Source organism: Pseudomonas sp. SMN11 (assembly GCF_052041945.1).
Classification (GTDB): domain Bacteria; phylum Pseudomonadota; class Gammaproteobacteria; order Pseudomonadales; family Pseudomonadaceae; genus Aquipseudomonas.
In genome coordinates this window covers 1-11,921 of record NZ_JBKGGW010000064.1, presented here as the reverse complement: position 1 = coordinate 11,921, position 11,921 = coordinate 1, and the positions used below count along the sequence as shown (strand labels likewise).

9 protein-coding genes are annotated in these 11,921 nt (G+C 65.4%); 8 read left to right on the top strand and 1 reads right to left on the bottom strand.

Translation table 11 applies throughout. The features are described from left to right. The first annotated feature begins 104 nt into the window (after positions 1–104). From uvrA to ACLEJU_RS28060, 5 genes are all read left to right on the top strand, one after another. The gene (gene uvrA, locus ACLEJU_RS28080) at positions 105–2,612 is read left to right on the top strand and encodes an excinuclease ABC subunit UvrA (protein WP_435425455.1); all 2,508 of its coding nucleotides are present in this window, start codon (positions 105–107) and stop codon (positions 2,610–2,612) included. 204 nt (positions 2,613–2,816) lie between these two features. Next, positions 2,817–4,571, top strand: coding sequence for an L-lactate permease (locus ACLEJU_RS28075; RefSeq protein ID WP_435425454.1), 1,755 nt, complete (start codon positions 2,817–2,819; stop codon positions 4,569–4,571). A 155-nt stretch (positions 4,572–4,726) separates the two neighbouring features. Then, a complete protein-coding gene (locus ACLEJU_RS28070; protein WP_435425453.1) occupies positions 4,727–6,376 on the top strand; it encodes an MFS transporter in 1,650 nt (549 codons plus the stop codon). Further along, the gene (locus tag ACLEJU_RS28065) at positions 6,373–7,515 is read left to right on the top strand and encodes an HlyD family secretion protein (protein WP_435425452.1); all 1,143 of its coding nucleotides are present in this window, start codon (positions 6,373–6,375) and stop codon (positions 7,513–7,515) included. The genes ACLEJU_RS28070 and ACLEJU_RS28065 overlap by 4 nt, the downstream gene beginning before the upstream one ends. Positions 7,516–7,629: 114 nt before the next feature. Beyond that, positions 7,630–8,262 carry a hypothetical protein gene (locus ACLEJU_RS28060; RefSeq protein WP_435425451.1) on the top strand — a complete coding sequence of 211 codons (633 nt, stop codon included), beginning with the start codon at positions 7,630–7,632 and terminating at the stop codon, positions 8,260–8,262. Positions 8,263–8,265: 3 nt separating this feature from the next. On the opposite strand, the gene ACLEJU_RS28055 is transcribed toward ACLEJU_RS28060, so the two are convergent. After that, positions 8,266–9,141, bottom strand: a complete 876-nt coding sequence (locus ACLEJU_RS28055) for an AEC family transporter (protein WP_435425450.1) — start codon at positions 9,139–9,141, stop codon at positions 8,266–8,268. A 414-nt stretch (positions 9,142–9,555) separates the two neighbouring features. Here ACLEJU_RS28055 and ACLEJU_RS28050 point away from each other — a divergent pair, with 414 nt between their 5' ends. From ACLEJU_RS28050 to ACLEJU_RS28040, 3 genes are all read left to right on the top strand, one after another. After that, complete coding sequence (locus tag ACLEJU_RS28050) at positions 9,556–10,854, top strand: MFS transporter (protein ID WP_435425449.1); 1,299 nt, start codon at positions 9,556–9,558, stop codon at positions 10,852–10,854. 112 nt (positions 10,855–10,966) lie between these two features. After that, positions 10,967–11,272 (top strand): hypothetical protein, encoded by a 306-nt coding sequence (locus ACLEJU_RS28045; protein WP_435425448.1) that lies wholly within the window; start codon positions 10,967–10,969, stop codon positions 11,270–11,272. 48 nt (positions 11,273–11,320) lie between these two features. Next, positions 11,321–11,872, top strand: a complete 552-nt coding sequence (locus ACLEJU_RS28040) for a YbhB/YbcL family Raf kinase inhibitor-like protein (RefSeq protein WP_435425447.1) — start codon at positions 11,321–11,323, stop codon at positions 11,870–11,872. Positions 11,873–11,921: the final 49 nt, after the last annotated feature.

The window sequence follows — 11,921 nt, the reverse complement described above, 5'->3', positions numbered from 1 at the left end:
GGGAGTTTTTTGTTTTCCTTTTCGTGCCCCCCCCCCCACAGAGCCCGGCACAGCCAGCATAAATACTGCTACCTTGAGCGTTCTTCACTGCCAAGGACCGCCCCATGCCGCACACTCCCACCGGCTTCATCCGCGTCCGTGGCGCCCGCGAGCACAACCTCAAGAACATCGACGTCGATATCCCCCGCGACGCGCTGGTGGTGTTCACCGGTGTGTCCGGCTCGGGCAAGTCCTCCCTGGCCTTCTCCACCCTCTACGCTGAAGCCCAGCGCCGCTACTTCGAGTCGGTCGCGCCCTATGCCCGGCGCCTGATCGACCAGGTCGGCGTGCCGGACGTCGATGCCATCGAAGGCCTGCCCCCGGCCGTGGCCCTGCAGCAGCAACGCGGCACGCCCAGCGCGCGCTCGTCGGTAGGCAGCGTCACCACCCTGTCCAGCTCGATCCGCATGCTCTACTCCCGCGCCGGCAGCTACCCGGCCGGGCAGCCAATGCTGTATGCCGAGGATTTCTCGCCCAACACCCCGCAAGGCGCCTGCCCGGAGTGCCATGGGCTGGGGCGGGTCTATGAAGTGACCGAAGCGACCATGGTCCCCGACCCGTCGCTGACCATCCGCGAACGCGCCGTGGCGGCCTGGCCCATGGCCTGGCAGGGGCAGAACCTGCGCGACATCCTGGTGACCCTGGGCTATGACGTCGACATTCCATGGCGCGACCTGCCGCAGGAACAGCGCGACTGGATTCTCTACACCGAAGAAACCCCCACCGTGCCGGTGTACGCGGGCCTGACACCTGCGCAGACCCGCGCCGCACTCAAGCGCAAACTCGAACCGAGCTACCAAGGTACCTTCAGCGGCGCCCGGCGCTACATACTGCATACCTTCATGCACTCGCAGAGCGCACAGATGCGCAAGCGGGTGTCGCAGTACATGCGCCCCAGCCACTGCGCGGTGTGCCAGGGCAAACGGCTAAAGCGTGCGGCGCTGGACGTGACCTTCGCCAGTCGCGACATCGGCGAGCTGTCGCGGCTGCCATTACAGGCGCTGGCCGAGGTGTTCCGCCAGGTCGCCGCACCGGGCTACCTGGAGCAGCACGACGACAACCTGACCCTGGAAAAGCGCCTGGCCGCACAGCGCATCGCCAATGAGTTGCTGGAGCGCATCGACACCCTGGTCGACCTCGGCCTGGGCTACCTGGCGCTGGAACGCAGCACGCCGACGCTGTCGTTCGGCGAACTGCAACGCCTGCGCCTGGCCACCCAGCTCAATTCGCAGCTGTTCGGTGTGATCTACGTGCTCGACGAACCCTCCGCCGGCCTGCACCCGGCCGACAGCGAAGCGCTGTTCGATGCCTTGCAGCGGCTCAAGCAGGCGGGCAACTCGGTGTACGTGGTGGAGCACGACCTGGACACCATGCGCCGCGCCGACTGGCTGGTGGATGTCGGCCCCGCGGCCGGCGAGCATGGCGGGCAGGTGCTCTACAGCGGCCCGCCAACCGGCCTGGCACAGGTCGAGGCTTCGTGCACTGCCGCCTACCTGTTCGCCGAACAGCAGCGCAACCTGCGCACCCCACGCCAGCCACACGCCTGGCTGGCGCTGGAAGGCATCACCCGCAACAACCTGGACAACCTCAGCGCCCGCTTTCCGCTGGGTTGCTTCACGTCGGTGACCGGCATTTCCGGTTCGGGCAAGTCGAGCCTGGTCAGCCAGGCCTTGCTGGAGCTGGTCGGTGCCCATCTCGGTCAGGCCGAACAGAAGGCCGAGCTTGAAGAGCAAAGCCTGGAAGATGAGCCCGAGCCGTTCAGCGCCGGGCGCGTCGCTGCCGGGCTCGATAGCATCAAGCGGCTGGTGCAGGTGGACCAGAAGCCGATCGGCCGCACGCCGCGCTCGAACCTCGCCACCTACACCGGGTTGTTCGACCATGTGCGCAAGCTGTTCGCCGCCACCGAGCAGGCCAAGGCCCGCGGTTTCGATGCCGGGCGTTTCTCGTTCAACGTCGCCAAAGGCCGTTGCGACAACTGCGAAGGCGAAGGCTTTGTCAGCGTCGAACTGCTTTTCATGCCCAGCGTCTATGCGCCCTGCCCGACCTGCCACGGTGCACGCTACAACCCCGAGACCCTGGCGGTGAGCTGGCAGGGCATGAACATCGCCCAGGTACTGCAGCTGACGGTCGAGCAGGCGCTTGCGGTGTTCGTCGAGCAACCAGCAGTGCGGCGTTGCCTGCAGGTGCTGCAGGACATCGGCTTGGGCTACCTGCGCCTGGGGCAGCCGGCTACCGAGCTGTCCGGTGGCGAGGCGCAACGGATCAAGCTGGCCACCGAACTGCAGCGCGTGGCCCGTGGCGCGACCTTGTATGTGCTGGACGAACCTACCAACGGGCTGCACCCGCAGGATATCGACCGCTTGCTGGTGCAGCTCAACCGGTTGGTCGAGGCCGGGCACAGTGTGGTGGTGGTCGAGCATGACATGCGTGTGGTGGCGCAGAGTGACTGGGTGATCGACATCGGGCCTGGGGCCGGGGATGCGGGCGGCCAGGTGGTGGTCAGTGGTACGCCGCAGGTGGTGGCTGTGTGTGCCGATAGCCGTACCGCCGAGTTTCTGGCCCGGGCCTTGTAGCGCCTGATCTGGCCTCTTCGCGGCTAAAGCCGCTCCCACAGAATTGGCACAATGCCTGAGGCCTGTGCAGTACCTGAGGGAGCGGCTTTAGCCGCGAAGAGGCCGGTACAGGAGAAAAATTCCTTCCTATACTTCCCCTGGCATCTCCGCATGCCGTCTGCCCAAAAATCGCGATACCTCACATAACAAAAATCGAGGTGGCAAATGGTCTGGCAGCAAATCTACGATCCGTTCGCAAGCCCCGTGCTCTCCACATTCATGGCCGCGGTGCCGGTAGTGGTGATGCTGGCGGCACTGGCCTTCTTCCATATCAAGGCGCACATCGCCGCCCTGCTCGCCCTGGGCTCGGCACTGCTGATTTCGATCTTCGCCTTCGGCATGCCGGCCAACATGGCAGGCTCCGCTGCTTTGTACGGCGCCGCCAACGGCCTGCTGCCGATCGGCTGGATCGTGCTGAACATCATCTTCCTGCACCGGCTGACCACCGAGAACGGCTCGTTCAAGGTGCTGCAGGACTCGCTGGCGCGCATCACCGACGACCGCCGCCTGCAACTGCTGCTGATCGCCTTCTGCTTCGGTGCCTTCTTCGAGGGCGCTGCGGGCTTCGGTACGCCCGTGGCGGTGACCGGGGCAATCCTGATCGGTCTGGGCTTCTCGCCGCTGGCTGCGTCGGGGCTTGCCTTGATCGCCAACACTGCTCCAGTGGCGTTCGGCGCATTGGGCACCCCGATCATCACCCTGGCCAAAGTCACCGGGCTGGATGAAATGGAGTTGTCAGCCATGGTTGGCCGGCAGCTGCCGTTCTTCTCGGTGATCGTGCCATTCTGGCTGATCTGGGCCTTTGCCGGCTGGCGCAAGATGCTCGAGGTATGGCCGGCGATCCTGGTCGCTGGGGTCACGTTCGCGGTACCGCAATTCATCGTGTCGAACTTCCACGGGCCGATGCTGGTGGACGTGATCGCCGCGCTGATTTCCATGGCCTGCCTGACCGCCTTCCTGCGGGTGTGGAAGCCAGCCACGGTGCACACCTCGGCGGCACTCACCGGGCGCGTCGACAACTCCAAGGTCGAAGACGACGGCAAGGCCGGTGCCGCGGCCACCTTTACCCAAAGCGATCAGCGCAGCGTGTTCAAGGCGTGGTTGCCGTGGATCATCCTCACGGTGTTCGTGTTCGCCTGGGGCACGGCCGGCTTCAAGAACCTGTTCGACACCCGCCCGGCGCTCGACCCGGCCAGCGGCGCGGCGATGCTCGACCCGCAGGGTAAGCCGCTACGTGAAGGCAACCCGGTGTTCGCCCCGGTGTTCACCTTCGACTCGATCCACCAGCAGATCGAGAAAGTACCGCCCGTGGTGCCCACGCCGAAGAAAGAAGATGCGCAGTACAAGTTCACCTGGTTCACCGCGACCGGCAGCGGCATCTTCCTGGCGGCGATTCTAGGTGGGCTGCTGATGGGTTACTCGCCTATGGAACTGGGCCGGCAGTATCTACGAACGCTGTGGGTAGTGCGCTACTCGCTGATCACCATTGTCGCCATGCTGGCGCTGGGCTTCCTCACCCGCTATTCGGGGCTGGACGCGACGATGGGCCTGGCATTCGCCGCCACGGGCATTTTTTACCCGATGTTCGGCACCCTGCTCGGCTGGCTGGGCGTGGCGCTAACCGGGTCGGACACGGCCTCCAACGTGCTGTTTGGCGGGCTGCAGCGGGTGACGGCGGAGCAGCTGGGGCTGAGCCCGGTGCTGATGGCAGCGGCCAACAGTTCGGGCGGGGTGATGGGCAAGATGGTCGATGCGCAATCGATCGTCGTAGCCTCCACCGCGACCCGCTGGTATGGGCATGAGGGCGAGATCCTGCGCTATGTGTTCTTCCACTCGATCGTGCTGGCAGTGCTGGTGGGTGGGCTGGTGACATTGCAGGCTTATGTAGCGCCGTTCACCGCCATGGTGGTGGGCCACTAGGCCCTTGTAGGAGCGGCCTCGTGTCGCGAAAGGGCTGCATGGCAGCCCCACCTTACGGCGCCTTGCTGCTGAAATCCTGGGGCCTCTTTGCGGCCCTTTCGCGACACGAGGCCGCTCCTACAAAAAACGCATAAGGCAGTGTTACAGTCAGCCCCATGGACAAATACACCCCGCGCCAGTGGCTCCCGCACGAGAAGCCCAGCCTCCCCGGCTCACCTTCCACGCCCCTGCACACGCCGGCCAAGCGGCTGGCGTACGGCGTGGTCGGCCTGCTGGTGGCGATCACTGGCGGGCTGGGTAACGCACTGGTCACCGCCAATCTGGTGTTCCTGCAGGGCGCGCTGGGCGCGACCAGCGCCGAGATGGCCTGGCTGCCGGCGGCCTATGTGATGACCAACGTGTCCATCAACCTGCTGCTGGTCAAGTTTCGCCAGCAGTTCGGCCTGCGCGCCTTCACCGAGGTGTTCCTGGTGCTGTATGCCCTGGTCACCTTCGCCCACTTGCTGGTCAACGACCTCAACTCGGCCATCGCGGTGCGCGCTGCCCATGGCATGGTCGGCGCGGCGCTCAGTTCGTTGGGCCTGTACTACATGATCCAGGCGTTCCCCGAACGCTGGCGACTCAAGGCCATGGTGCTGGGCCTGGGCGCCTCACAACTGGCCCTGCCGCTGGCGCGGATCTTCTCCGAAGACCTGCTGCAGATCGCCGAATGGCGCGGCCTGTACCTGTTCGAACTGGGCCTGGCACTGGCTGCCCTGGGCTGCGTGCTGCTACTCAAACTGCCACCCGGTGACCGCTTCAAGACCTTCGAGCCGCTGGACTTTCTCACCTTCACCCTGATGGCCAGCGGCGTTGCCCTGCTCTGCGCCGCGCTGTCGCTGGGGCGCATCGACTGGTGGCTGGAGGCACCGTGGATCGGCATTGCCCTGGCCTCGTCGATTGCCTTGATCTTCACGGGCCTGGCCATCGAGCACAATCGCCAGAACCCGCTGCTGATGACGCGCTGGCTCGGCAGTGGCGCGATCATCCGCCTGGGCCTGTGCGTGATCCTGATCCGCATGGTCACCTCAGAGCAATCCACCGGCGCGGTGGGCTTTCTGCAGGTGCTGAACATGGGCAGCGAACAGATGCGCTCGCTGTACTGGATCATGTTGCTCGGCGCCGTGGCGGGCCTGGCCAGCAGTGCGCTGACCATCGACCCCAAGCATCTGGTGATCCCGCTGTTCGTCTCGCTGCTGGCGATGGCCGCCGGGGCGTTCATGGACAGCAGTTCGAGCAACCTCACGCGCCCGGCACAGATGTACCTCAGCCAGTTCCTGCTGGCCTTCGGCAGCACCTTCTTCCTTGGCCCATCGATGGCCCTGGGCATCAGCCACGTGCGCGCCAACCCGCGCAACCTGGTGAGCTTTTCGGTGCTGTTCGGCATCTGCAACAACCTCGGCGGGCTGATCGGCGCGGCGCTGCTGGGCACCTTCCAGACCTGGCGCGAGAAGTTCCACTCCAGCCACCTGATGGACCGCCTCAGCTACCTTGAACCGCTGGTCAATGCTCGCGTGCAGAGCGGCGGCGGCGGTTATGCCGGGATCCTCGCCGACCCGGCGTTGCGCAGCGAGGCGGGCATGCGCGTGCTGGCCAGCGCCGCCACCCGCGAGGCCAACATAATGGCCTATAACGACGTGTTCGTACTGATCGGCAGCATCGCCGTGCTGACCATGATCTGGATTACCATTCGCGGCTCCTGGCTGTGGTATGTCGCCCGCCAGGCTGCTTCATCCGACTCCACCAGCGGTACTGCCAGCCGATGACCGAAGAAACCCGCACCACGACCACCACCGCCATCGCCGAAACTCCGGAAGGCAGCACGCCGCCCAGCGAACCGACCAGCCCGGTGCGCACGCGGCGGGTACGCATCCTGTCTTCGATCAGCTTCGCCTGCGTGGCCCTGGTCGGCATCCTGATAGTGCTCTATGCCTGGAACCTGCCGCCGTTCAGCAGCACCATCGAAAGCACCGAAAACGCCTTGGTGCGCGGCCAGGTGACGATCATCGGCCCGCAGCTGAGCGGCTATGTCGTCGACGTGCCGGTGCATGATTTCCAGTTCGTCAAGGCTGGCGACCTGCTGGTGCAACTGGATGACCGCATCTACAAGCAGCGCCTGGCCCAGGCCATCGCCCAGCTGCAACAGCAGCAGGCGGCGCTGGCCAATAACCTGCAGCAGCGCAACAGCGCCGAAGCCACCATCGCCCAACGCCAAGCGGCAATCGGCGATGCCGCGGCCCAGGCGACCAAGGCCAAGGCCGACCTCAGCCGCAACCAGGCGCTGGTCAGCGATGGCTCGGTGTCGCGCAGTTCGCTGGACCTGGCCCGCGCCAGCGAGGCCGCCGCCGTAGCCAACCTGACCCAGGCCAAGGCCGCGCTGGAAATCGCCCGCCAGGACCGCGAGACGGTAATCGTCAATCGCGCGTCACTGGAGGCATCTGTGGAAAATGCCAAAGCCGCCGTCGAACTGGCCCGCATCGACCTCGACAACACCCGCGTCACTGCCCCACGCGACGGCCAGCTGGGGCAGATCGGTACGCGCCTGGGCGCCTACGTCAACTCGGGTGCGCAACTGATGGCATTGGTGCCCGACACCCTGTGGGTGATCGCCAACATGAAGGAAACCCAAATGGCCGACGTGCGCATCGGCCAGCCGGTGACCTTCACCGTGGACGCCTTGAACCACCTCAAGCTTTACGGCCATGTGCAGCAGATTTCGCCGGCCACCGGCTCCGAGTTCGCCCTGTTGCAGGCCGACAACGCCACCGGCAACTTCGTCAAGATTGCCCAGCGCATCCCGGTGCGCATCACAGTAGACCCCGACCAGCCGGACGCCGCACGCCTGCGTCCGGGCATGTCGGTAGTGGTCGGCATCGATACCCGGGAGCCGCGAGGGCACCATTGACAGCGGCTTTGTGAACCCTGTCCAGATGCCGTACTGCCACGATTGCGCCGCTCTAGGCCGTGGGTTCTAATGCCTGCCCACCGGTTTATCTTCGCAATCCAAGGACGTTTCATCATGCTCAGGAAGATCGTACCGCTGGCGTTGCTGGCCACCCTGGCCGGCTGCTCGGACACTGAGGACGCCAACGAGGCCAATTTCCATAAGGCGGCCCAGGCCTACCTCGACACGCAGTACCCCCATTGCTTCGTGGTCAGCGACTTCCCCACCAAGACCCAGGACTTCGACGTTACCGGCACCAACAAGGCGCTGCATGCCCTGGCCCGGGTGGGCATCGTCAGCGAGCGGGAAATCTCCCGCGTCGAAGTGCCGGAGCGCCTCTGGCAGCCGGCCCGCACCGATATCTACTACGCCTATGACCTGACCGACGAGGGTCGCAAGTATTACAAGGCTGATGCCCAGAAGATGCTCAACGGCCAGACCCGTGGCGGCCTGTGCTTCGGCAAGGCCGAGGTGACGGCGATCGAGCAGTTCAGCGAGCCGGGGCAGATGATGGGGCACACCGTTTCCGATGTGACCTATGCCTACAAGATCACCGGCTTGCCGGACTGGGCAGCCAATGACGAGATCAAGGCCGGCATCCGTGACCTTGGCACAGCTGTGGCGACCCGTGACACGCCGGTCCGGGAAAAACGCGTGATGGTGCTCACCAATAACGGTTGGGTGCACGAGCGATTGTTCGAAAAATAGAGCCTACATCCACCAGGCCAGCACCACCGGCAGCCAGACGAACGACAGCAGCGTCGAGCACATCACCAGGTTCGCCACCTGCTCCGGCTGCCGATTGGCCCTGACCGCCATCAGGTAATTGAACACTGCCACCGGCATCGCCGACTGCACCATCAGCACCGCCCGCTCCATCGTCTCCATGTTCAGGGCTGTTCCCACCACCCACCCCACCGCCGCCCCCAGCACGATGCGCAGGCCGCCGAGCACCAAGCCGCCGCCGATGTGCTGCGGGCGGATGCTTGCCAGTGACACGCCCAGCGTCAGCAGCATCAGCGGAATCGACATGCCGCCGAGCAGGTCGGCAGTGTTCGCCAGCCAGCGCGGCAGTTCAAAGTCGAGGAAAATGATCGGCATGGCGCCGGCCAGGCTGATGACGATCGGGTTGCGCAACAGGGCCTTGAACGAGGCGACCGTGCCGGAAATGGCCATGCCCACGGTGAACTGCACGATCGACAAGGTCAGGAAGAACGCCACGGCCAGGGCCAGGCCGTGCTCGCCGAAGGCATACAGGCTGATCGGCAGGCCCATGTTGCCGGTGTTGGGGAACATGAAGGCCGGCAGCAACACCCGCCAGTGCTGGCCTGAAGCGCGGCACACCAGCAGCCCGGCCGCGGCCATGCCCAGCGTGCACAACAGGCAGGCCAGGGCCATGCTGGTGAAGGCCGTGGCGTCCAGCTCGGTACGGCTCAGGGTCGACAGCACGAGCGATGGCGTGCCGACCGTCATGACCATGCGGGCGATGAATTCGGTGGGGTAATCCAGGCCTCTGCGGGCCCAGGCGAAGCCGATACCGGCGACGATGAAGACCGGGGCGAGGACGGCGAACAGCGAAGCGAGCATGGGGCGGGCCTTCCTTGGTAAGAATGCCGATTATGCCGCAGGCTAGAGGCGTCTGGGATGTCGGATTGGGGCACAAAGCTGTCGCATCCCGCCCTGCGTCGTCGCGTCGCAGGCCTTAGCCTCTTGGGCAAATCGGTCACAAGCCGTAGAATCGCGCTTCCTTTTCGCCCGTCGCCTTGAACGGTGGCAACCGGCAGCAACGACAGAGTCCAGGCCTGAACACATGACGCCCATGTGAAATAGGCTCAACCCACCCCGCCCGGCCCGGCTATTCCAGGGTCCAGCGGTTGAGTCTTGCCCAGGTCGCATCCAGCCCAGGCACATCCGTGCACTTTATTCGGCCCTCGATGGGTCCGTTTGGCGTGCGCGTACGAAGAGGCGTTCCTAAAATCGCCACTCCAACTTGAGGTATGTATGTCTCCGCGTTTGCTGGCCATGGCGCTGGCGCCCCTGCTCGGGCTGTTCATCATTGCCCTGGGCAACGGCTTCATGTCTTCCCTTACCACCCTGCGCCTGGACGCTGCCGGCGAATCGGCAACGACCATCGGTATCGTCTCGTCGACCTACTTCATCGGCCTGACCCTCGGCGCCATCTTCAACGACAGGCTGATCCTGCGCATCGGCCATATCCGCGCCTACACCAGCTTCGCCTCGCTGATCGCCGCGACCATCCTGCTGCAGGGGCTGTTCTACGACGCCACCTGGTGGTCGGTGCTGCGCCTGATCAACGGCTGGGCGGCGGTCGGCGTATTCCTGGTGATCGAAAGCTGGCTGTTGCTGGCCGGTGACGCGAAGATTCGCGGGCGCCTGCTGGCGCTGTACATGATCGCCTTCTACGGCGCGGGTGTGATCGCCCAAGCCGGCCTCGGCGTGATCACCCACCTGGGCGACAGCGCACCGTTCATGCTCGCCGGCATGCTGGCTGCGCTGTCGGTACTGCCGATCGTGATCCTGCCGCGGGTGTCGCCGCTGCTGGATCAGGTCGAGCCGCTCAAGCCACGGCAACTGCTGGGCGTGGCGCCGTCGGGGCTGGTCGGCTGCTTTGGCTCCGGCGTGGTCATTGCCGGTATCTACGCCCTGCTGCCGCTGTACCTGCAGCGCATCGGCCTGGATGTCGGTGAAGTCGGCAACATGATGGCCTGGGTGATCCTCGGCGCCATGCTGCTGCAATACCCGGTGGGCCGCTGGTCCGACCGCAAGGACCGCCAGGATGTGCTGATCGCCCTGGCTGCGCTGTGCATGGTGCTGTCGCTGATCACGGTGTTCCTGCCGTCTGATTCGGCCCTCCTGCCGGCCATGCTGTTCCTGCTCGGTGGCGGCGTGTTCGCGCTGTACCCGGTGGCAGTCAGCCATGCTGCCGACCGGGCGCCGTCCGACGCGCTGGTGCCGATGATCCAGGGCCTGCTGCTGATCAACTCGCTGGGCTCGGCGATGGCGCCGCTGGCCATCTCGCCAGCCATGACCGAATTCGGCGAAGTGGGGCTGTTCTGGGCCTTTGCCGTGGTCAACCTGGGGATGGTGTGCTTCTTCCTCTGGCGTCGCGGCAAACGCCCGGCGGCAGAGCACCCGGCACCGTTCACGGCATCAACCACCTTCTCGCCGACCGGCGCCGAGCTGCGGGTGACCGAGGACCTGATGCATGCGGCGCAGGAGCATCCGCCGCTGGAACCGGTGGAACCCGCTGCGCCTACAGCGCAGCCAGAAGCCAAGTGAAGCAAGGGGCCGCCATCGCGGCCCTTTTTTTCGACCGCCCGTCGCCCATGGGGCACCCCTGCACCCTCCGCCAGCCAAACGAATGACAGATCATCCGCCCAGGAGACTTGCCATGATCCGCATTCACTCGCTATTGCTCGCCCTCGCCATGGGGATCGCCGCCACCACCAGCTACGCCGCGACGGACATGACCAATACCGACAGCCATCCAAAAACCGACGAGCGCGGCGGCAAGACCGCCGGCGAAGGCAGCAGCGTCAACAGCCCGGGCAGCGGCCAGGACAATGACAGCAGCGACACCGGCAGCAACTCGGATGCCGCCGATGGCGCGGCCGGTGGCTCCAACAGCACAGGTGAAGCCACAGGCTCCGGTGCCGGGCACAGCGGCGGCACTGCCGAAGACCAGGACAGCCGCTGACCGGCAGCTGGTCTACACTGCGGCGCAAAGGCCTGCCGAGGAATCGCCATGAACCTCAAACCCTGGCTGCTCGCCGCCCTGCTGCCCTGCACCGCCGTGGCTGCCGGTGGCGACTCTGCCGCGCTGTCGATCAGTTCGTCGTCGTTCACCGATGGCGGTGTCATCGGCCTGCAGCAGGTCGGGCCGGATCCGGCCTGTGGTGCCGGTGAAGGGCGCACGCCGCAGTTGAGCTGGAAGAACCTGCCCTACGGCACGCTGTCGCTGGCCCTGGTAATGTTCGACCCGGACGGTGGCAAGGGTCTGGGCGTGGTCCACTGGCTCGCCTACGACATCGACCCGGCGCTGGACGGGCTGGAGGCAGGCGCCGGTTGGCAGACCAGCCAGGCGCTGGTCGTCGGGCGCAATTCCCACGGCACCATGACCTATCGCGGGCCTTGCCCGCCAGCCGGGGACAAGCCGCACCACTATGCACTGACCCTGATTGCCACCGACCTGCCGCTGGGCACCTTGCCCGAAGCGCTGGACCGCAACGGCTTGATGGAATTGCTCAAAGACCATGCGCTAGGCGCGCAGAGCCTGGTCGGGCGTTACGGACACTGACGACCGAAGCTCGCATTTCTTGTAGGAGCGGCCTTGTGTCTGTCTCTTC